Consider the following 21,250-nt stretch of genomic DNA (forward strand, 5'->3'; position numbering starts at 1 on the left):
TGCTTCTGTTTCTGTAGCTTAGCCAATCAGATTCAGACCATCACGATATCTGTTACACCATTTACATGAGGTTTCCCTTTGTCTGAGTTGTCTAACAAGCGCATTGAAAATGCCATTCTTGACTGGAACGAGTCCGGTACCCCGGTATCCAATGACTTTGACGATGTTTATTTCTCCAATACCAATGGGTTGGAAGAAACACGCTATGTTTTTCTCAAACAAAATGGCTTACCCGAACGTTGGGAAACCTTCAACCGTCGCCGCTTTGTCGTGGCCGAAACCGGCTTTGGTACCGGGCTCAACTTCCTGGCTGTCTGGCAATGGTTCAAAGCCTTTCGCAAGGCTAACCCGGATGCAGCCACCAAAGAGCTTCACTTTATCAGCTTTGAGAAATTTCCGGTTACCAAAGCCGATTTAATCAAGGCACACCAGTCCTGGCCCGAGCTGGCCGAACTAGCCGAACAGCTCCATGCCCATTACCCGCCAGCCGTTGCCGATTGCCAGCGTATTGTGCTGGAAGACGGCATGATCACCCTTGACCTTTGGTTTGGCGATATCAAAGAGTGTATGCCTCAAGTATGGACCAATGATGACGGTATCGTGGATGCCTGGTTCTTAGATGGTTTCGCGCCGAGCAAAAACCCGGAGATGTGGAATCAGAACCTGTTTGACGGCATGGCCAAACTGGCGCGCGTCGGTTGTAGCACCGCCACATTCACCGCAGCTGGCTTTGTTCGACGCGGCTTGATCGACGCTGGTTTCGAAATGAGCAAGGTGAAGGGCTTTGGCACCAAACGGGAAATGCTGGCAGGCACACTAACCCAACGCCAGCACCAGGCGAACTATAAACCTTGGTATGCACGCACCAGCGCTGAACATACCCGGAATATAGCGATTATCGGTGGCGGTGTCGGCTCGGCAACCACGGCATTATCGCTGGTTCGCCGTGGAATGGACGTTACCTTATATTGTGCCGATCCTCTGCCGGCTGAAGGCGCCTCGGGGAATCGCCAGGGCGCAGTCTATCCTCTGCTTAATGGCTCTAACGATGCGTTGTCTCGCTTCTTTGCTCCGGCCTTCCTCTATGCCCGTCAGTTTGTCGAACAAGCTGCCGAGAAAAAATCCTTTGCCCATGACTGGTGTGGTGTCACCCAGCTAGCCTGGAATGAAACAGCAGAGAAAAAGCTCGGAAAAATGATGGAGGGCGGGTTTCCCAACACCCTGATCAGACAGCTAGATGCCGAGCAGACCGAACAAGTTACCGGCATCCCGTCGGCCCATAGCAGCGTAAGCTACCCGCTTGGCGGCTGGCTATGCCCGCAGGAGCTCACCTGCGCCCTCATTCAGCTAGCACAAGAAAGTGGTCGCTTGGTACTTAAAAGCAATACAGATATCTGCAAACTTACTCAGCACGATGATCAAATCGGCTGGGTACTCACTGATAGTGCGGCAAACCAATACCAACATGCAGCGGTTATTGTTGCCAACGGTCACCGTTTTGCAGAATTTGAACAAACTCAGGCCATTCCCGCCTATTCGGTCAGGGGGCAGGTCAGCCATATCCCCACCAATGATTCACTATCGCAGCTAAAAACGGTGCTTTGCTATGACGGCTACCTCACACCAGCCAACACTGCAACTCAAAGCCACTGCATTGGCGCCAGCTACCGCCGCGGCAGTACCGATCTAACATTCAGCGAGGAAGAGCATGCTGATAACAAGCAGCGACTGGTTGACTGCCTGCCTGATGCCAACTGGCCAGCAGAGATCGATATGGCTGATAAGCAGGCTCGCGTTGGCGTTCGCTGTGCCAGTCGTGACCACCTGCCGTTTGTCGGCGATGTTTGCAACTATGAGACATTGATCGAGCAATATGCTGATTTGAGAGAACAACAAGACAGCGCAGAGAGTGTTCCAACTTATCCGAACTTATATTCGATGATAGGCCTAGGCTCTCGCGGATTAAGCTCAGCTCCCCTACTGGGTGAACTGCTGGCATCACAGATCTGCGGCGATCCGCTGCCACTTCCTAATGATGTGCTTGATGCCCTGCACCCGGGACGGATGTGGGTACGCAGGTTGGTTAAAGGGAAGAAGCTGTAAGAGAAACAAGAACGGTGAGATAAGACATAGCGAATATGCCCCTCCCTCTTTTCAAGGGGGAGGCTGGGAGGGAGTTCGTTCAACCCCACCCTAGCCCTTAATGCCACTCGCTTAAGAGCGAGTGGCTTTTTCTCTACTGGGGTATTTAGCTGGTCTTTTTAACACTGCCCGTGGGTAAGATAGTCTCTTTCTTTTTCTCGGTAAGATTAACCTTTTACCATTTTCTCTCAGTGCTTTTAATTTCTTCGGTATCGTCCCTGGGCTTCGGCCATCACACCAGATAAACTCATCCTGTATTAGATAGAGAGCATTGATAAAACTGATCCGTAATGGCTCGACTTTGTGCTCTTTCGCCATCGCCGCCATTTCAAGCCGAACGATATTATAGGAGATTAAAATCCCCCAAATTTCCTGATAAATACCGTCTTTCTTTAAGCTTCTCAGAATGGGCTTGTTCGCCAGTTGGTACTGCTTGAGTTCACCGTATCCTTGCTCGATTTCCCAGCGTTGCCAATACACATCCAGTATCTCTTTTAACGGATAAGCCTTTGGACAGAGACAAGATGTGATAAAGCCTTTAATTTCCCCTTTAGGTGAAGGAATGAGAACAAGCCGGGCTCGCCATGTTTTCCCCAAGTATGGCGCTTGCTTTCGAGCCTGTGGGGAAATGGGCATTTCTATTAGATGGTCGTAATCTGTATAGGACTCAATAATTTCATAGTTCATCTTGGACTTAATTGGTGTAAGCCAGTGAGTATTTTCTCCACAGCCTTCCCAACTCATGAACAGCTCTGCTGACATGAAGCCTCTATCGAATAAGGTCAGCGAGTTATCTGGTGCCGAGCCTACCAATTGCTGAGCGTAATGGATTTCACTATTTGATACGGGGCCAAATGCGGCATCAGACAATACATGACTGCGAGTTGACATGAGAGTCACAGCTAAAACTGAAGGGAATGACGCCGAACGTTGCGCAAAGCCAAACTCTTGATTACTAGGTGTATTTTGCGCTTTAAATTGAGTTCCATCGACACTCAACACTTTTAGTCCACATACCTCATCGAATTTATGCTGTTTTTCCCATTGAGAAGCAGTCAGTTTGAACAGGTATCTTAAGGGCTCAAAACCCAGCTTTTCCTTTCCTTTGATTATACTGCTCGTCGCTAATGGTGGTAGTTCACCTTTAGCATCAGGAAAAGCAAGCTCTAACTTGTCACAAACATCCTGAATGGAACGGTTTCTAAGTAAACCGATACCTAGGACCAACCAGACTGCCTGTTCGGCAGGAAAACGCCGCCTTCGAACCGATGCCTTACCCGTTTGTTGTACCGCTTCTTCTATCCATTCAACAGGAATGTGTTTACTGAAAGCATCGATATAATGGTCTTGGCAAAACTCAGCGGTAATTTGCAGTTCTTTGGAAAATTCAGACATAAAAAATCGGCCACAACTATAGTTGTGACCGATTATGTAGCCTTGGAAGGATCGTTCAACTAATTAAAACGATCGGCATTAACCCTAGCCCTCCCCTTCATAAGAGGAGGGAACTAAAACCGAATAATTCCTACTCCGCCTGAACAGTTACCGGTGGTGCCGGATCGTCACCGCCGCCGGTATCTGACACCGCCACACCAATAACGATTGCAGCTACACCCACAGCTAATACTGTCGCCGTTAAACCACCCGCAGAGGCCGCCATCGCGGTATCAATTCCGGCAGCCGTTCCCTTAGCTTCAGCCGTAGCTTGAGAAGCCGCATTCACCGATGTAGCCGTCGAGGTATTAGTCGCAGCTCTAGAGGCTGATTGCGAACTAGTCGCGTCTGCCGCACATGCAGACATGCTCATCATCCCGGCACAAAAAAGTGCAATTATTGATTTATTCATATCATCCCCGAATACATAAGCGAGTTTATTGATATGAGTGTAAGTATAGGAGAGTTACCGGGATTGAGGGGCGAGTTAGCTAGGAGATTTTGATAGTCTCAAAGATGAGAAAGTGATAAGGGTAGGACAAAAAGAAACGAAATGTGAGACGAGAAAGCAAGAAGGCGAGAAAGCCAGTTAAATTTGTTAACCGTCTGTCTCGCCACTCTCTTCTCGGTACTCGAACTTGATGTTCGCGAATCAATCTTCTCCGAACAAATCGCGGGTATAAATCTTATCGACAACGTCTTCCAACTCTGACGCCATACGGTTTGAAACAATCACGTCTGACATGAGTTTGAACTGCTCAAGGTCAGTGATCACCTGGGAGTTAAAAAACTCCTCTTCCTGTAACACAGGCTCATACACAACAACCTCTATACCTTTCGCTTTAATACGTTTCATGATGCCCTGAATTGAAGAGGCTCGGAAGTTATCAGAACCACTCTTCATGATCAGCCGAAAAATACCCACCACGTTCGGCCGCTTGCTGATGATCGAATCGGCAATAAAATCCTTACGGGTTCTGTTCGCCTCCACAATAGCGCCAATGATATTGTTCGGCACTTCCTGGTAGTTTGCCAGTAGCTGCTTGGTATCCTTTGGCAAGCAGTAACCACCGTAACCAAAAGACGGGTTGTTGTAATGAGAACCGATGCGAGGATCTAACCCTACCCCCTCAATGATCTGGCGACTGTCGAGGCCATGTTTTTCAGCGTAAGAGTCCAGCTCGTTAAAGTAAGCCACCCGCATAGCAAGATATGTATTAGAAAATAGTTTTACCGCCTCGGCTTCGGTCGATTCCGAAAACAACACCTCAATATCTTCTTTTACCGCCCCCTGTACCAAAAGCTCTGCAAAACGCTTTGCACGCTCTGAGCGCTCACCCACGATAATCCGAGAAGGATAAAGATTATCTAACAGTGCCTTCCCTTCACGCAGGAATTCAGGCGAAAAAATAAGGTTCTCACAACCGAGCTCTTGTTTGATTCGCTCGGTATAACCAACAGGTACCGTAGATTTGATGACCATCACCGCTTCGGGATTGACTACCATCACATCTTTAACCACACTTTCGACCGAGGAGGTATCAAAGTGATTTGTCACCGGATCATAGTCGGTCGGTGTCGCGATGATCACATACTCAGCTTTCTCATAAGCACACTGCTTATCAATCATGGCAACTAAGCTTAAGTCTCGCCCCGCCAAGAACTCGCTAATTTCTTTATCCTCGATAGGAGAAATTTGCTGATTGATTAGGCTTACTTTGTCTTCAAGAATATCAAGAGCTATCACGTCATTGTTCTGTGCTAACAACACGGCATTAGACAGCCCGACGTACCCTGTTCCTACAACAGTAATATGCATTACTAAACCTCAAATCATTCAATTTTCAGCTTTTAGGGAATAATTCATATTCTAACAATACTTATAAAGCACTGTATAAGGTCACTATTGTAGAGTAGTCGTTTTAACGCTTTATGACATGAATATTTAACTCGTCTTAAAATTATCCGACCAATAAATCCTGCGTTTCGGTTGCTGTTACGATGATCTCGCAATCAGGTTTTATCACAGCCAATTGTTGAGCCAAGGCTTCCTGTGCGGCAACATCACCATGGACAATCCGAATTTGCGACGGACCGTGCTTGATATTAGCCACAAACTGAACCAAATCGTCTTGATCGGCATGAGCAGAGTACCCCGACAGCGAATGGATAGCAGCATTCACATCTACCTGACGATTATTAATATCAACAGATTTAGGCTGCTCCAAAAGCTGGCGTCCCAAAGTCCCTCTCGCCTGGTATCCTACCATCACTACATCCGTTTGGGATTCAGGCAACAAGGCTTCAAGATAGTTCATAATCCGGCCACCAGCACACATACCGCTTGCAGCCACAACAATCGCAGGTTCTCCAGTCGCTTTCAGTCGATTAACAAGCGCAATATGATCAGAGTGCTGATTGATCGTCACGCATTGCTCAAAAGATAAGGGATGCCGCCCGCTGATCACCCGCTGCTTGGCCTCTTTCGCCCATAGCCGCTGGAACGTCACATACTGCTGCGTCACTTCCATTGCCAACGGAGAGTCCAGGATCACAGGAAGTTGGTGCCATTTCACTGTTGAATCAACTTGCTTGGAGATACCTGTCATTGCCTTAGCAATCAAACTCTCTATATCGAACAGCAGCTCCTGAGTACGACCTACACTAAATGCTGGGATCAATATTGCCCCGCCATCTTTAAGAGAACGGTCAACGAGTGAGGATAAGTGCCGCTCTCGCAAACAGACAGACTGATGCTGCTTGTTACCATAAGTGCTTTCTATTACCAGTGTATCAACCTGTTCAGGTGGTTGAGGGTCAACATGCAATGGAGTATCAGAGGGACCAAGATCACCGGAGAAAACGACTTTACGCCCGCAGGGGGGATTCACCATCCCATCTTCCGGCAATACAAGCTCGATATAGGCCGACCCCAGAATATGGCCGGCAGGACGAAAGCAGATACTTACCAACTCACTGCTAGGCAAAACCAACTCGACACGACAATCAAAAGGAATAGGCTTTAAAAGCTGCTGTACCAATTGTGTAAACCTGCTGCACTGAACCTTATTCAGCCCAAGGTGGATTTTTAGGCCATCCTCCAGCATTAACGGCAATAACGCAGCCGTAGCCTCTGTCGCATAGATGGGGCCACGGAAACCCGCCGCCAATAACCAGGGCAAACGCCCAACATGATCGATATGGCAATGTGTCAGCAATAGCGCACGTATATGCTCTATCGGAAAATCAATATCTAGCAGACGCCCGCCTTCCTCTCCCTGGAACAAGCCGCAATCAATCAGTAGTCCGTAATTACCGATTCGTATCTCATGACACGAGCCCGTAACGCCAGTACGAGCGCCATGGTGGATAATGTTCACTTTATTGCCCTGTGGTTTGTGAGCCTGAATCGATGATGGCAAAAGCATAACGAAGGGTAAGCATGCACAATATTTTGCTAGAGACATATCACGGAAAAAAAACCATTCATGCGAGCGATATAGTACTAGGGGAAAGATAAACGTGATAAACGGCAGCCAACAGTCTTAAAAAAAAGACAATAGCAATTTTGACACACTTTGCATTGATACATAAAATTTCACTAAGCAATGTACAATAAAATAGTGCATTGCCAATTCGACAAGACTAGTAAAAAATTTTAAAAAGACACAATAAACATATCTAAAACGTTACCTTACTCGCTTTTACCAATTAAGCTAACCACTTATTGCATATGTAACTTTAATGTCATCCGTAATAGATATAACATGTGTCAGTTTTTTGCTTATATCTAAAAGGTCATCCCTATGGACAGTGGACTTGCTCTGATTTTTATCTTCTCTTTCGCCAGCCTGTTTGTGCTACGAAAGGTAGCGAAAAAGATCCAGCTCGTCGACGTTCCATCAGGAAGGAAGCAACACCTTGGAAGCATTCCTCTTATCGGCGGTCTCGCGATTTTTGGCACCGTAACGCTTGCGCTATTCATGACGCCAGACCTTGCCAGAGACACTAACCTTTACCTGTTCTGTGCTTCGGTACTGGTTTTCACTGGCGCGATAGATGACAAATACGACATTAGCTTCAAAGCGCGACTTGTCATCCAGGTAATGATGTCTATCATTATGATTAAATTTGGTAGCCTGTACCTCGCAAGCCTCGGTAATTTACTGGGCTTCGGCAACTTAACCTTAAACACTCCATTGAGCTACCTTGTCACGACTCTAGCCGTGCTCGGAGCCATTAATGCCTTTAACATGGTTGATGGCATAGACGGGCTGCTAGGCGGGCTGGCTACCGTCACCTTTTCATCACTCGGCTATCTGTTCTGGCTAGACCATCAACTCGATCTTTATCATTTCTGTTTGGTTATCGTTATCGCAACGATACCCTATGTCATGCTCAACCTTGGTTTTCCACTCGGGCAGCGCTTCAAGGTATTTATGGGCGACGCCGGAAGCGTATTCATTGGCTTCACCGTCATTTGGCTTTTGGTCAACGGGACTCAGGGTGAAAGCACACCACTTCGACCTGTAACGGCATTGTGGTTAATTGCGCTTCCACTTATGGATATGACAACCATAATGATCCGGCGTATCCGCAAAGGCCAGTCACCTTTCAAACCAGATCGTGAGCACCTTCACCATATTTGCCAACGCATTGGCCTCTCCCAAAGAATGACCCTGCTTGCGATATGTGGCTTGGCATCACTGTTTGCATATATCGGCGTGCTTGGTGAGCAAGCGAAGGTGAGTGAATCAATCATGTTCAGCGCCTTCCTCACGCTATTCGTGACCTACTACTTGTCTATCACACATATTTGGCGGATCACGGCATTTCTTCGCAAGATCAACATCAATATGACAGAAATATTCAGTAAAAGAGCTAACAGAGAAAACAGAAGCTAATTAACCCTCGCTAAAACTAACATCTTGAAATGGCTTAGGTAAAAACAGTAACCTCTATAGATCACATAATCTTAAGCCGTCTCACAACTGCTACTTACATCCTCTGATAGAAAAGCTACACTTCATTGATGCTCCACAGTGGCACAGCTGTGTTTTCAGTGACTTAAGCCGATATCGCGTTACGGTCAAATTACCGAAAGCATGACTATAGCAAGAGCTCTGTTAGTGGAAGGATGTATGCAAAAAAGCACAACTTTCAACTGGAGTGTAGAAAAACTTCTTGATGCAATCTTCGAGGCAGGCTTTATATACCTGTTGAAGGGGGCTCTATTTCTTGACGAGCTTGAAAAATACGACAGACAATCGAAGGCGATGAGGCGAGAAGATAGAAGGCAGGAATATTTGAAGTAAGTAGAACAATGTTCATTAAAGCACTTAATAGCAATAAGCCCTGTTGTTATTTAGCCAATTACAACAGGGCATAAGTACGAACACTCTTAGCTACCGCATATATTTTATTTTTCTGAGTTTGTTTGTTGTGGAGCTTGACTTTGCGTTTCTAAACTAAAATCAATGGGTCTATTCGTGCCAAACAGCTTATGGATAAAGGTAATAATACGCCAGATATGGCTGATCACAAAGAAGTAAACCGCAAACACACCTAAGAAGCTAGCAAACATTACTGATTCACTGATCTTCTCCATATCAGACCAAATACCAACACCTGCCATGACGATAGCCATTGTACATATCACAAACAGCGACATACCTGACGAAAGCCCAATACGCTGACAAATATGGTGAAGGTGCTCACGATCCGGTCTAAACGGTGATTGGCCTTTACGAATTCGGCGGACCATGATTGTTGCCATATCCATCAGAGGAATCGCTATAACCCATAGAGCTGTTACCGGGCGAATATAGGTATTATTCTCACCTTGAGTCGCTTCAATCAGCAACCAAATCACAGTGAAACCAATAAAGATACTACCAGCATCCCCCATAAAGACCTTAAACCGGCGCCCTAGTGGGAAGCCCAAGTTTAACATAATATATGGCACAATTGCAGTCACGATCAAACCACAAGTCATGGCCAAATCCATGTTCCCATCAACTAAGAACACGAAGCCAAGCGCACCGAAAGTTACAGATGCCAAACCGCCAAGTAGCCCATCAATTCCATCGACCATATTGAAAGCGTTAATCGCACCGATAACACCAAGTACGGTAATAAAGTAACTTGCAGCAACGGATAACTCGATAGCTTCACTGCCCATCAAGTAACCCAAATTATGCAAGCTCTTATCACCAATCAGCATCATCGCAAACGACACACCAGCCTGAATAATAAGTCGCAGCTTGAAGCTAATATCGTAGCGATCATCAATAATACCAGTAATCACCAAAATCGTGGCACAAACTAAAAACATAATTGTATCAGGCGTTATGTCAGAAAATATCGTAAAAGCGAAAGATAACGTAGTAAAAATAGAGACCCCACCAACAAGAGGAATAACCCCTTGATGGTGTTTACGAGCATTTGGTTTATCGACCAAACCAATACGCTTTGCCACTTTTCGAAATATGAATAGGCTGCAAAACGAAGCGAGAAAAACAAAAATATAAGCGGTAGGCATAAAGTTACTTTTTAATTTTAAGGTTCGAGGTTTCTGGTCCGAGTAAATTATGATGACAATACTTATTAACCAATTCCCCCTAGCTGGATAACTTTAATGTTTTTTCACCACAGTTCATAATCTTCGGGTGTATTCTAAAATCTTTTTCCAGAGTTTATATCGTAGATTATATTCAATTAAAGTATTTAAACATCTGAGTTTATCACCACCGTCATAGAGCTTACCAACCATATGGAATGCTTTAACAGTTTATTCAACCTTTGCAGTCATAAAATGAAACTCACCACGAATAAGGGATGCATCACCACACTCTACAACACCAGATTTAGAAATATAAGCCTAGGCACGGCCCAATCATGAACACATTGATAGCATTACGACCAAGAGACACGCTATTCCCACAAGAATGTATAAATAACGCTAAATTCTGAAAAACATGCCAATAGACCTAGGTATTAGCAAAATTCAAGTTTATGCGATTTAGTCGCTACCGAACAGATCACGGGTATAAACTTTGTCCACCACATCTTCAAGCTCAGTGGCCATACGGTTAGATACAATCACATCCGACATTGCCTTGAACTCTTCCAAATCTGAAATTACCGTAGAGTGGAAGAACTCTTCGTCTTCTAACACTGGTTCATACACAACGACCTCGATACCCTTAGCCTTGACGCGCTTCATAATGCCTTGGATACTGGATGCACGGAAGTTATCAGACCCCGACTTCATAATTAGGCGATAAATACCCACTTTCTTTGGGTTACGGCTGATAATAGAATCGGCAATAAAGTCCTTACGAGTCGTATTTGCATCAACAATCGCCCCAATTAGACAGTTTGGTACATCTCGGTAATTAGCACGAAGCTGTTTGGTATCTTTCGGTAAGCAATATCCTCCATAACCAAATGATGGATTATTGTAGTGGTTGCCTATGCGAGGATCTAACCCTACACCTTCAATAATCTGGCGCGCATGTAAGCCATGAGATTCCGCGTAAGAGTCCAACTCATTAAAGTAAGCAACACGCATAGCGAGGTAAGTGTTTGAAAAGAGTTTCACCGCTTCTGCTTCCGTTGAATCAGTGAATAGAACATCAATGTCTTTTTTTATCGCACCTTCAATCAACAAATCGGCAAATAATCGAGCACGCTCGCTACGCTCACCCACGATAATACGAGATGGATAAAGATTATCGTATAATGCACGGCCCTCACGAAGAAATTCAGGAGAGAAAATGATATTATCACATTCTAGTTTTTCTTTAATCTGCTTAGTGTAGCCGACAGGAATCGTGGATTTAATAACCATCACCGCACTAGGATTAATTTCAATAACATCCTTAATTACTGCTTCAACAGATGAAGTATTGAAGTAATGATGTTCTGCATCGTAATCTGTTGGCGTAGCAATCACAACGTAATCAGCATTTTTATATGCTAATACTTTATCTAATGTAGCCGTAAAATTCAGCTCTTTTTTGTTTAGAAAATCTTCAATTTCCATATCCGCAATTGGTGATATTTTATCATTGAGTAGTTGTACCTTATCTTCGATAATATCTACAGCAATGACCTCGTGATGCTGGGCTAACAGCATCGCATTTGACAAGCCAACATAGCCTGTACCTGCAATAGCGATTTTCATGATCTTTACCTTATTTTCTAAAAATTGCCCTATATGCGTAAAAAGAAAAACATTCCAACGATTTTTTAAATGACAATTTTTCAATTTCTCTATAAATTTGCCATTGCCTTTTAGCTTTCTTAATTTTATTGCGTGAAATTGAATTTGGTAAAATGCGATACTGAGTTAAAACATCATTTAGCACATATGCTCTTGAACCTGTTCTTAATAGCTTTAACCATAACGCATAATCCTGACCAGTCCTCAGTAATGGCATAGAAATATCATTAAACGCAATTCTTCGAAGCATCACTGTTGAACAACCCAACGTCGCCTTCTTTTTTAACATATCATGATAATCAAAGGATCCACTCTGATTACTATCAACCAATTTATCTAGTTTTTTGCCAGAACCATCAACTAATTCATACGCTGTAAAAGAAAAGTCGATCTTATCTCCCATAAAATGAATCTGTGATTCCAGCTTATTAGGTAACCAGAGGTCATCACTATCTATAAAGGCTAAAAAATCACCTTGAGCATGTTCGATTGAATTATTTCTTGATACCGCCGCCCCACTATTTTTTCTATTACAAAAAACCTTAACTCTATCATCATTATTAGATAAATATTCGAGCACTTTCAAAGTTTCATCTGATGAACAATCATCTGTAATAATCCACTCCCAGTTATGGTGTGTTTGATTAACAATTGACTCGTATGTTTGTATTATCCATTCTTCTGAATTATATGTAGGAGTAATAATAGAAACTTTCATATAGAACCTATAAAAAATAGGCTGTCATTCAACAGCCTGATATTCATAATTAAGATTATTACCGGCGAAGTAATTGTAGTAACTCTTCTGTCTTGTATTTCATTAATTGGATGTCATTACGAGATTCCACATTCAAACGAACAACAGGTTCTGTATTTGAGGAACGAAGATTAAAGCGCCACTCTTTAAACTCTAGACTAATACCATCTGTTTCATCAACGGTAAGCGCGTTTGGCTCAAATTTAGCTCGAACTCGTGCAATTGCCCCTTGCGGATTACGCAGTTTAGAGTTTATTTCACCCGAAGATGGATACGCTTCAATTCGCTCTTTTACCACTTCAGATAAATTCATACCTTTAACTGAAAGTAATTCAGCTACTAGCAACCAAGGAATCATGCCACTGTCGCAATATGAAAAATCACGAAAATAGTGATGAGCACTCATTTCACCACCATACACAGCATCTTCCTTACGCATACGCTCTTTTATGAAGGCATGACCTGTCTTCGACATTATTGGCTTACCTCCTGCAGCATTTACTACATCAATGGTGTTCCAACTTAAACGCGGATCATGGATAATTTTAGCACCTGCATCTTTTTGTAAGAAAGCTTCTGCTAATAAACCAACTATATAATAGCCTTCAATGAATTCGCCATGCTCATCAAAAAAGAAACAACGATCAAAATCACCATCCCAAGCAACTCCCATATCAGCTTTATGTTTGATGACAGCATTAGCTGTATCAGCCCGGCACTCTGGAAGCAATGGATTTGGGATACCATTTGGAAAGTGACCATCCGCTTCATGATGAATTTTGATAAATTCTACTGGTACATTTAATGCTCCAAAGCGTTTTTCGATTTCATCAATCACCTGGCCCGCGGTCCCATTACCAGCGTTCACTATCAACTTTATAGGCTTAATATTGTTCAGATTGATGTAAGTCATCAGATGATCAACATAGGGCACTAAGTTGGATTGCTTGATAAATGTTCCACGTTGAGTAACTTCTGGAAATTCATTCTTCTCAGCCAGTGCTTGAATATCATGAAGTCCGGTATCACCACTTATTGGCTTTGCATCTTCACGAACCAATTTCATACCATTGTAGTTTATAGGGTTATGACTGGCTGTAACTTCAATGCCACCATCAACTCCAAGGTTTTTAGTTGCAAAATAGACTTCTTCTGTACCAGTCATACCGATGTCAATAACATTAACACCAGAGTCCATTAAGCCTTCTGCCAAGGAAAGTTTAAGTTCTTCTGAAGTTAATCGTATATCACCTCCTACTACCACAGTTTTAGGTTGTAGATGCAGACCAAAAGCACGACCAATTCGATACGCTATATCATTATTTAATTCATCACCAAGCTGGCCTCGAATATCATATGCCTTAAAACAAGTGAGTTTACTCATTACTTATTAACTCCTACCATAGCGGTCTTCAAAGCGTACAATATCATCTTCTCCAAGATAGCTGCCCGTCTGAACTTCAATCATTTCCAAAGGAATTTTTCCAGGGTTTTCTAACGCATGAATAGTACCTAAAGGAATATAGGTAGATTCATCTTCAGTTACAAGAATGGTTTTCTCACCGATGGTTACTTTGGCGGTACCTGATACCACTATCCAGTGCTCAGAACGGTGATGGTGCATCTGAATAGATAGCTTTTCACCAGGTTTTACAGTAATACGTTTAACTTGATCTCGTTTGCCAAAATCAATCGAATCATACTTACCCCATGGACGATATACTTCACGATGAAGTTTATGCTCTACGCGATTTGCTTCTTTTAATTGCATTACAACAGATTTTACATCTTGCACCTTATCTTTAGCTGCAACCAGAACAGCATCTTTGGTCTCAACAATCACGAGGTTATCGATACCAACAGTCGCAATCAATTTGTTTTCGCCGTGAATATAACTGTTTGATGAATCAACTGTGATCACATCTCCTTTAGTTGCATTCTGATTAGCATCTTTATTTGATACTTCCCACAGCGCAGACCAAGAACCCACATCACTCCAACCAGCATCCATAGGCACTACCATTGCACTGTCAGTATTTTCCATTACAGCGTAATCAATCGAGTCATCAGGACATGCTTCAAATTCCGTTTTATCAACACGGATAAAATCCATGTCAGGAGCTGTGGCGGCCATGGATTTTTCGCATGCTCTTAGAATATCTGAGCGATGCTTTTTAAGCTCTTCAATATATCGAGATGCTTTAAACATGAACATGCCACTGTTCCAGTAATAGTTGCCACTTTCAAGATAGCCTTGAGCCGTACAAAGGTCTGGCTTTTCCACAAACTTATTCACAACAAAAGCATCATCTTCACTCGCATCTGCTTTAATGTAGCCATAACCCGTTTCAGGTGCAGTTGGAACAATACCAAAAGTAACTAACTGTCCGCTTTGAGCAAAAGGTATAGCATTTTGAACTGAAGACTGAAAAGCTTGATTGTTTTCTATCAGATGGTCTGCTGCAAGTACCAGTAAAATGGGGTCTTCACCTTGTTCAGCATTTTTCAAAGCCTGTAAAGCTGCTAAGGCAATCGCAGGTGCTGTATTACGTCCAACAGGTTCTAAAATAATGCCACTATGATCAAAACCACCTAAACGTAGGTGCTCAGCAGCAATAAAACGGTACTCTTCATTACAGATCACCATAGCTGGCGCATGAGAAATACCACTTAAACGCTGTACAGTGGTTTGCAACATTGAATGTTCGCCATTTAAGGAAAGAAACTGCTTAGGAAACAGTTGACGCGATAAAGGCCACAATCGGGACCCTGAACCGCCCGCCATGATCACTGGTAAAATCATTTTATCTCCGTAAATTTTACTTTTACTACATTAACTGTTGTTACACATACCATTTTGAGTGCTTGTGTATGTCAGTTGCTGTAAGTATTTCTTTCAAAGTGAACCAGCGGTAATGATCATGCTGCTGTTCTGGTAACTGCTCACAAGTAAGATTCAGTTCAACCTCATAACCAAGCGCTACATAATGGGTACTAAACTCATCACCAAAGAAATTATCGGTATAAAAGTGCTCATAAGGTCCAAGGAAATTAGCACGCTCTAAGCTAATTTCTACACCTAACTCAATTTTAGTGATCCGACTAAATGCTTGACTGATACTTTCATCTTTTAAGATACGTCCACCAGGAACAAACCAATAGCCTTTGGCTGGCCTATTTATACGCTTACCAAGTAGAATTTCTCCTCGAGAATTTTTAACCACAAGGTCAATAGATACTAATGGGGAATTTTTTATCACAGAACAAAACTCGTTTTTATCCAAAAAAAACATATCTATGAAAACCATTCCTTATTTAAAATCTTACTATATACAAACCTTCTTATATTTTTTCTAGCCGAGTTGGGAAATAACTTAAGAATCTTACTTCTGAATGTTCCAACATTTAACAACTGTACTTCTCTAAAAGTTAGAACTTCCCTTTCTTGGTTAACTTCAACATCAAGTTTCCTCAAATCAGATAAAGCCTTAGGATGCCACTTTCCTTTTATAACGCCATGTATGATTTTAAAAACATCATTGTGTACACTATAAAATTCAGAATAAATATCAGAACGATCGCTTCCTTTCAGTTCAAATTCCCAAGCACTTTCACCAGGCTTTAGAATATCTATTAAAACATCTTTTTTCCAAACAGAAGGAAATAATGCAGTTCTATATAATGACCCCGGGGATATTTGACCAACAAGTTCATCAACTTTAATATCAGGCAACGGTGAATTCTTAAGTCTTAGGTAATCCATATTGGAATCTAGAAACCTGTTATAAAGTTCTAGAAAATCTTGATGATTAACTTCTTCTTTTAAAAAAGCATCATCGATCATTATAAGAACATTATTTTCTTCTACTTTGACCAAAGATTTTTTCAAGCTAGTAGACCAATCAATATCTGGACCTGATTTTGCGTCTACAACACCATCAATATTGGATGATTTCTCATTACAGGCTAAATAGAGCTTAAATTCCGATTGATTCCAATACTTTTTATATTGTTTAAAGAATATAGGCCACAAATCAGAGTAATTATCACATGATAGAACTAAGACAGCTAAATCATTTGTTGATGGCATAACATTACTATTCATCATAAAACTCTATTATTGCACGGCAGATTCTATCTATCTCTTTGTCGGTTAACTGTCCAGCTGAAGGTAACCATAGACCTTCTTCACCCACAAGATTAGATACTTCATGCTCACCTGGTAACTGATATGCTTCCTGCTTGTTAATTGGCGGGTACATAACTCGAGTTCCAATACCTTTCGCCTTTAAAGAATCCTGTAGTTCTTCTCTTCGATCGACCATAACATCGATAAACCAAGGAGTTGTAGAATCTAAATCTTGTTCAAAGAAGCGAACGGCAGTTACATCTTTCAAGTTTGACTGATAGCGTTTGAGTATTTCTTTTTTGCGCTCTACTCGCCATGCAAGCTTCTTCATCTGCTCAATGCCGATGCATGCTTGCAATTCAGTAAACTTGAAGTTGAACCCGATTTCACTATGAATGTCGTTTCCACCACCACTGCGACCAAAATCCTTCAAACGGCGTACTCTTGCTGCAATTGCATCATCATTAGTAACAATACAGCCGCCCTGACCAGTCGATATAATTTTAGGAGCAGAAAACGAAAAGCTACCAACATCACCGACAGTGCCTATATGACGGCCATCTGGATAAAACGATCCCAGAGACTGCGCAGAGTCTTCGATAAGTTTTAGGTTATGTTCTTTAGCTAAGGCAATAAATGCCTCTACACCTGATTTAGGATAACGTCCATTTGCTGTTACCAGCATAATCGCTTTAGTCTTTGGAGTAATTGCAGCTCGAACTTTATCAATATCCAAACACAAAGTTTCACGCTCGACATCAACAAAAATAGGCTCGGCACCATACATTTTCACTGAGTTTGGTGTCGCGATCATTGTGAAATTCGGCACAATAACTTCATCACCAGCACTGATACCGGCTGCCATTGTTGCTAAAGTCAAACTTACTGTACCATTATTAACAACGATACAATGTTTAGCCCCTGTATATTCGGCTATCATTTGCTCGAACTTCTCTGTTCTTTTGAACTCTGTGATAAAACCATCTTCATCCATATATTCACTGATGGCTTTTTTCTCTTCATCACCAAACCATGGACGCATTTGCATTATAAATTCAGACATTTTTTTTACTTTCCAAATACTGTGATTCTAAAGATAAAATTTGATCTTTATCTCTGTTCTTAATTTGTTTAGCTGGGATCCCCGCATATAAGTTCCATGCGGCTAAAGGAGCTTTTGTCAATGACTGGGCACCAAGGCATGCACCATCGTCAAAGTGCGCACCAGGGAGAATAGTTGAGTTTGAGCCAACGATGCAGTGTTTGCCAAACACAATACTACTAACCTCAACATTACCTTTATACTCCGCAGGAATCATAGGGGTTGCTATTCCTGCAATATAATCATCACTTCCAGCAGCTACAACAACATTAGGTGCTAGTGTTGAATATTTCCCGAACTCTACATTCGATTCAGGCCCACCAATTATCTTACAACCTGACGCTATATGAACATTGGAATCAAGTTTCAAAGCTGTAGAAATATAGGTAAAATCATCGATAATAACGTTATCGCCGATCTCAACAAGTTCTGGATAGCGAATTCGTACTGTTTTACCTATTATGACATTCTTACCGCATTTCTTAAGGTCGTTTAAGTCGAAGAATATATTCTCTGACATTACAAACGTCTTCTATCTGCATCAGCCCCAACATAAGGACCGTTTTTAACTTCAAGAACTTGAGTACCATCTTCCAAAATATGGTAGCCATGTCCGCCGCGAAGGAGAATTAATACATCACCTTCTTTAGCTATCAATTCAGCAACTTTATCATCTTTAGTGTTGTACACGTCAGCTTTAACACTCCCTTTACGGATGTAGAGTACTTCCTGAGTCCAAAGAACCTCACGCACAACTTCATTATGTGTATGAGCAAGTAATTCTTTACCTTCGTCATACCCCCAAGTACCTACTTGAATGTATTCCTCATCTACAGAGAAAAAATTCAGATTTCCAGCCCAAGCATTTTCAGCAGGAATGTGGCGAGCAAGAACAAGTTCACCTTCTTTGATTTCATTAATAGCCATTACTTGTTTTCCTCATTGTCTACAATATTTTTTAAATACCACTGAATAGTCGCCTTTACACCATCTTCAAATTGAATCTGGGGTTTCCAACCAAGCAGAGCTTCACCTTTACTACCATCAACAGTTTTATATGGTGCACCATCTGGCTTGGTCGGATCCAACTTGATCTCACCTTCATAGCCAACAATAGCACTAATTTGTTTAGCCATATCTATAATTGATATGCCTTCAGCTACTCCGATATTTACAGGTTCTAATGTTGCATCTGCTTTTATGCTTCGCACCATAGCTTCTGCACCATCATCGACATGTAACCATTCACGCACAGGCTTACCTGAGCCCCAAACATTCACAAACGGCTCATTATTTTGTTTGGCTTTTACAAATTTCATGATTAACGCACCCAGAGCATGAGAACGTTCTTCTTCGAAATGGTCTTCAGGTCCATACATGTTAGACAGAATAATATTCATCACATCCATGTTATGCTGCTGAGCATATGCCCAAGATCCAACCCAAAATGCTTTACGAACGAAACCGTATACTAAAACCGAATCATGTAATGGCCCATCCCAGAATTCTTCTTCTTTGAATAAAGTTGCCTTACCTGGGTAGGCACAGTTAGATATTGGATTTACAACCCTTTTCACTCCAACTTCGTTTGCAGCATGTAACAAACTCAACGTTATTTGAAGGTTATTTTGAAACAGCTCAACAGGGTGCTTAGCACCAAACTGAATACCGCCTACAAAAGACGCACAATTTAAAACGTATGTCGGTCGAATTTTTTCAAAGAATGCTAGAGTTGCATCTTTATCTCTTAAATCTAAGCCTAAACTTAGCGACGTCTTTGTAAATTCAAGGCCTTGAGACTCAAGAAGTTTGCAAACTCTCTTTCCTAAAAAACCTGTTGCTCCTGTTACAAGAATCATGTCAAATCACCACCATATACATCATATTTAAGGTCATACTGGACCATAATTTTAACGAGCTCTCGTAATGAGGTTTTTGCTTTCCAACCAAGTTCCTTCTCGGCTTTACTTGCATCTCCCCAAAGCAGTTCAACTTCAGCTGGGCGGTAATACTTTGGGTCTACCTGAACAACGACTTTACCCGTTTCCTTATCAATACCGCACTCATTCTCGCCTTCACCTTGCCACTCTAACGAGATTCCTACTTCTTCGAAAGCAAACTCAACAAACTGACGAACTGTATATGTCTCACCAGTTGCGATTACATAATCTTGAGGCTTGTCTTGCTGCAGCATTAACCACATCATTTCAACGTAATCTTTTGCGTAACCCCAATCTCGCTTAGCATCCATGTTTCCAAGCCTTAATACATCTTGTCGGCCTTGAGAAATCTTTGCTACAGCTTGTGTTATCTTCTTAGTTACAAACGTTTCGCCTCGGCGAGGTGACTCATGGTTAAACAGAATACCGTTGCAGGCAAACATTCCGTATGACTCGCGATAGTTAACCGTTACCCAATAACTATATATTTTTGCTGCACCATAAGGAGATTTAGGATAGAACGGTGTTGACTCGCTTTGTGGGGCTGTATCAGGTAAACCACCAAATAATTCAGAAGTCGATGCCTGATAAAATTTAGTCTTTATGCCAAGATCTTTAATTGCATTAAGAAGTCGGATTGTTCCAACACCATCGACCTCTGCAGTATATTCAGGCACATCAAAGGATACGGCAACATGTGACTGTGCTGCTAAGTTATAAACCTCATCTGGTTTAATTTTTGCCAATAAAGAATGTAAATTACTTGAATCTGTAAGATCACCATGATATGTAAAAAATCTATCATGGTTCATCAGATGATCAATTCTAGGTGTCGTAAATACTGATGAGCGACGTAGTATTGCATGTACTTCATATCCTTTTTCCAATAGTAGCTCAGCAAGATATGAACCATCTTGACCCGTTACACCTGTAATAAATGCTTTCTTCATATACTCTCACAAAATAAGAACAGTTAAATAAACCATGTCTCGTTGAAGAATAAGTTAATAAATCTTTTCACTTGATCAAAAGCAAAAAATAAAACTCAAACTAATAACATTGACAATATAATAATATTTGATGCGAACTTGGCATAAGTTACATTTGAGATGTCCTTTACGCCTTATTCCTTATATCAGCATCAAAATAATCAAACCTCAGGTATAGAACCATATGAACATTCCCGTAATAAAGGGCTTTTGAGAAGGTTCAACGCATACTTCTCTCGTTTACGCTGAGTGTTACCTGTACCTGTTGTTTCACTTTTTAAAAGTTAAAATATATCTACCAGCCTCTAACAAAAACTTCCACTCGCTCATCCATTCTCGCACACGACACATATTCTAGAAATTTTATCCATGATCAATCTATTAGCTGTGATGAGTAACTACCTCAATATATCTTGAACTAATAACTCACATCTTGCTCTGTCCCGTATACTCATTCTTATCTGATTGGGCTCAACAATACCCATCGAATACGACACGGGCCTCTCAAATTCATTATTATTAAAAACAGA

Annotated in this window: 19 protein-coding genes; 3 read left to right on the forward strand and 16 right to left on the reverse strand. The window is 41.9% G+C overall.

The genetic code is table 11. The features are described from left to right. Positions 1-87 precede the first annotated feature (87 nt). Positions 88-2,103: a bifunctional tRNA (5-methylaminomethyl-2-thiouridine)(34)-methyltransferase MnmC2/FAD-dependent 5-carboxymethylaminomethyl-2-thiouridine(34) oxidoreductase MnmC1 gene (gene mnmC / locus EIZ48_RS03180; protein WP_160648781.1), complete on the forward strand. Its 2,016-nt coding sequence runs from the start codon at positions 88-90 to the stop codon at positions 2,101-2,103. A 111-nt stretch (positions 2,104-2,214) separates the two neighbouring features. On the opposite strand, the gene EIZ48_RS03185 is transcribed toward mnmC, so the two are convergent. From EIZ48_RS03185 to EIZ48_RS03200, 4 genes are all read right to left on the reverse strand, one after another. Further along, complete coding sequence (locus tag EIZ48_RS03185) at positions 2,215-3,537, reverse strand: IS4 family transposase (RefSeq protein WP_160648667.1); 1,323 nt, start codon at positions 3,535-3,537, stop codon at positions 2,215-2,217. A gap of 130 nt (positions 3,538-3,667) precedes the next feature. Beyond that, positions 3,668-3,988, reverse strand: coding sequence for a hypothetical protein (locus tag EIZ48_RS29040; protein WP_075764114.1), 321 nt, complete (start codon positions 3,986-3,988; stop codon positions 3,668-3,670). A gap of 240 nt (positions 3,989-4,228) precedes the next feature. After that, positions 4,229-5,395: a nucleotide sugar dehydrogenase gene (locus tag EIZ48_RS03195; protein ID WP_160648668.1), complete on the reverse strand. Its 1,167-nt coding sequence runs from the start codon at positions 5,393-5,395 to the stop codon at positions 4,229-4,231. A gap of 142 nt (positions 5,396-5,537) precedes the next feature. Next, positions 5,538-6,956 (reverse strand): MBL fold metallo-hydrolase, encoded by a 1,419-nt coding sequence (locus EIZ48_RS03200; protein WP_160648669.1) that lies wholly within the window; start codon positions 6,954-6,956, stop codon positions 5,538-5,540. A gap of 426 nt (positions 6,957-7,382) precedes the next feature. Here EIZ48_RS03200 and wecA (EIZ48_RS03205) point away from each other — a divergent pair, with 426 nt between their 5' ends. After that, a complete protein-coding gene (gene wecA, locus EIZ48_RS03205) occupies positions 7,383-8,480 on the forward strand; it encodes a UDP-N-acetylglucosamine--undecaprenyl-phosphate N-acetylglucosaminephosphotransferase (protein WP_160648670.1) in 1,098 nt (365 codons plus the stop codon). Positions 8,481-8,717: 237 nt separating this feature from the next. Continuing rightward, positions 8,718-8,891 (forward strand): hypothetical protein, encoded by a 174-nt coding sequence (locus EIZ48_RS03210; protein ID WP_160648671.1) that lies wholly within the window; start codon positions 8,718-8,720, stop codon positions 8,889-8,891. Between the two features lie 104 nt (positions 8,892-8,995). Here EIZ48_RS03210 and wecA (EIZ48_RS03215) read toward each other — a convergent pair whose 3' ends face one another. The 12 genes from wecA (EIZ48_RS03215) to gmd all read right to left on the reverse strand — a co-directional run bounded on the left by wecA (EIZ48_RS03215) (position 8,996) and on the right by gmd (position 20,681). Further along, positions 8,996-10,117, reverse strand: coding sequence for a UDP-N-acetylglucosamine--undecaprenyl-phosphate N-acetylglucosaminephosphotransferase (wecA, locus tag EIZ48_RS03215; RefSeq protein ID WP_160648672.1), 1,122 nt, complete (start codon positions 10,115-10,117; stop codon positions 8,996-8,998). A gap of 480 nt (positions 10,118-10,597) precedes the next feature. Continuing rightward, the gene (locus EIZ48_RS03220) at positions 10,598-11,764 is read right to left on the reverse strand and encodes a nucleotide sugar dehydrogenase (RefSeq protein ID WP_160648673.1); all 1,167 of its coding nucleotides are present in this window, start codon (positions 11,762-11,764) and stop codon (positions 10,598-10,600) included. 10 nt (positions 11,765-11,774) lie between these two features. Further along, on the reverse strand, positions 11,775-12,521 hold the full coding sequence (locus EIZ48_RS03225; protein WP_160648674.1) for a glycosyltransferase family 2 protein: 747 nt from the start codon (positions 12,519-12,521) through the stop codon (positions 11,775-11,777). A gap of 58 nt (positions 12,522-12,579) precedes the next feature. Beyond that, positions 12,580-13,944, reverse strand: coding sequence for a phosphomannomutase CpsG (gene cpsG / locus EIZ48_RS03230; RefSeq protein WP_160648675.1), 1,365 nt, complete (start codon positions 13,942-13,944; stop codon positions 12,580-12,582). A 6-nt stretch (positions 13,945-13,950) separates the two neighbouring features. Next, positions 13,951-15,363, reverse strand: a complete 1,413-nt coding sequence (locus EIZ48_RS03235) for a mannose-1-phosphate guanylyltransferase/mannose-6-phosphate isomerase (protein ID WP_160648676.1) — start codon at positions 15,361-15,363, stop codon at positions 13,951-13,953. A gap of 40 nt (positions 15,364-15,403) precedes the next feature. Continuing rightward, entirely contained in the window at positions 15,404-15,853 is a 450-nt protein-coding gene (locus EIZ48_RS03240; RefSeq protein WP_160648677.1) for a GDP-mannose mannosyl hydrolase, read from the reverse strand. 2 nt (positions 15,854-15,855) lie between these two features. Continuing rightward, complete coding sequence (locus EIZ48_RS03245) at positions 15,856-16,668, reverse strand: hypothetical protein (RefSeq protein WP_160648678.1); 813 nt, start codon at positions 16,666-16,668, stop codon at positions 15,856-15,858. Next, positions 16,658-17,752 carry a DegT/DnrJ/EryC1/StrS family aminotransferase gene (locus EIZ48_RS03250; RefSeq protein WP_192928445.1) on the reverse strand — a complete coding sequence of 365 codons (1,095 nt, stop codon included), beginning with the start codon at positions 17,750-17,752 and terminating at the stop codon, positions 16,658-16,660. The genes EIZ48_RS03245 and EIZ48_RS03250 overlap by 11 nt, the downstream gene beginning before the upstream one ends. Next, positions 17,745-18,311: an acyltransferase gene (locus EIZ48_RS03255; RefSeq protein ID WP_160648679.1), complete on the reverse strand. Its 567-nt coding sequence runs from the start codon at positions 18,309-18,311 to the stop codon at positions 17,745-17,747. The genes EIZ48_RS03250 and EIZ48_RS03255 overlap by 8 nt, the downstream gene beginning before the upstream one ends. Beyond that, complete coding sequence (locus EIZ48_RS03260; RefSeq protein WP_160648680.1) at positions 18,311-18,718, reverse strand: hypothetical protein; 408 nt, start codon at positions 18,716-18,718, stop codon at positions 18,311-18,313. Before EIZ48_RS03260 ends, EIZ48_RS03255 begins: the two co-directional genes overlap by 1 nt. Continuing rightward, positions 18,718-19,650: an NAD-dependent epimerase/dehydratase family protein gene (locus EIZ48_RS03265; protein ID WP_160648681.1), complete on the reverse strand. Its 933-nt coding sequence runs from the start codon at positions 19,648-19,650 to the stop codon at positions 18,718-18,720. Before EIZ48_RS03265 ends, EIZ48_RS03260 begins: the two co-directional genes overlap by 1 nt. Beyond that, positions 19,647-20,681, reverse strand: coding sequence for a GDP-mannose 4,6-dehydratase (gene gmd, locus EIZ48_RS03270; RefSeq protein ID WP_160648682.1), 1,035 nt, complete (start codon positions 20,679-20,681; stop codon positions 19,647-19,649). The genes EIZ48_RS03265 and gmd overlap by 4 nt, the downstream gene beginning before the upstream one ends. Positions 20,682-21,250 lie beyond the last annotated feature (569 nt).

The sequence above is a fragment of the Photobacterium alginatilyticum genome, from assembly GCF_009910675.1.
Classification (GTDB): domain Bacteria; phylum Pseudomonadota; class Gammaproteobacteria; order Enterobacterales; family Vibrionaceae; genus Photobacterium; species Photobacterium alginatilyticum.

Coding starts and splice junctions, on each gene's coding strand:
- EIZ48_RS03185 (WP_160648667.1), bottom strand. CDS start 3,537: ATGTCTGAATTTTCCAAAGAACTGCAAATTACCGCTGAGTTTTGCCAA.
- EIZ48_RS03210 (WP_160648671.1), top strand. CDS start 8,718: ATGCAAAAAAGCACAACTTTCAACTGGAGTGTAGAAAAACTTCTTGAT.
- wecA (WP_160648670.1), top strand. CDS start 7,383: ATGGACAGTGGACTTGCTCTGATTTTTATCTTCTCTTTCGCCAGCCTG.
- EIZ48_RS03225 (WP_160648674.1), bottom strand. CDS start 12,521: ATGAAAGTTTCTATTATTACTCCTACATATAATTCAGAAGAATGGATA.
- EIZ48_RS03245 (WP_160648678.1), bottom strand. CDS start 16,668: ATGATGAATAGTAATGTTATGCCATCAACAAATGATTTAGCTGTCTTA.
- EIZ48_RS03220 (WP_160648673.1), bottom strand. CDS start 11,764: ATGAAAATCGCTATTGCAGGTACAGGCTATGTTGGCTTGTCAAATGCG.
- EIZ48_RS03240 (WP_160648677.1), bottom strand. CDS start 15,853: ATGTTTTTTTTGGATAAAAACGAGTTTTGTTCTGTGATAAAAAATTCC.
- gmd (WP_160648682.1), bottom strand. CDS start 20,681: ATGAAGAAAGCATTTATTACAGGTGTAACGGGTCAAGATGGTTCATAT.
- EIZ48_RS03255 (WP_160648679.1), bottom strand. CDS start 18,311: ATGTCAGAGAATATATTCTTCGACTTAAACGACCTTAAGAAATGCGGT.
- cpsG (WP_160648675.1), bottom strand. CDS start 13,944: ATGAGTAAACTCACTTGTTTTAAGGCATATGATATTCGAGGCCAGCTT.
- EIZ48_RS03260 (WP_160648680.1), bottom strand. CDS start 18,718: ATGGCTATTAATGAAATCAAAGAAGGTGAACTTGTTCTTGCTCGCCAC.
- EIZ48_RS03195 (WP_160648668.1), bottom strand. CDS start 5,395: ATGCATATTACTGTTGTAGGAACAGGGTACGTCGGGCTGTCTAATGCC.
- EIZ48_RS03250 (WP_192928445.1), bottom strand. CDS start 17,752: ATGTCTGAATTTATAATGCAAATGCGTCCATGGTTTGGTGATGAAGAG.
- EIZ48_RS03235 (WP_160648676.1), bottom strand. CDS start 15,363: ATGATTTTACCAGTGATCATGGCGGGCGGTTCAGGGTCCCGATTGTGG.
- EIZ48_RS29040 (WP_075764114.1), bottom strand. CDS start 3,988: ATGAATAAATCAATAATTGCACTTTTTTGTGCCGGGATGATGAGCATG.
- wecA (WP_160648672.1), bottom strand. CDS start 10,117: ATGCCTACCGCTTATATTTTTGTTTTTCTCGCTTCGTTTTGCAGCCTA.
- EIZ48_RS03265 (WP_160648681.1), bottom strand. CDS start 19,650: ATGATTCTTGTAACAGGAGCAACAGGTTTTTTAGGAAAGAGAGTTTGC.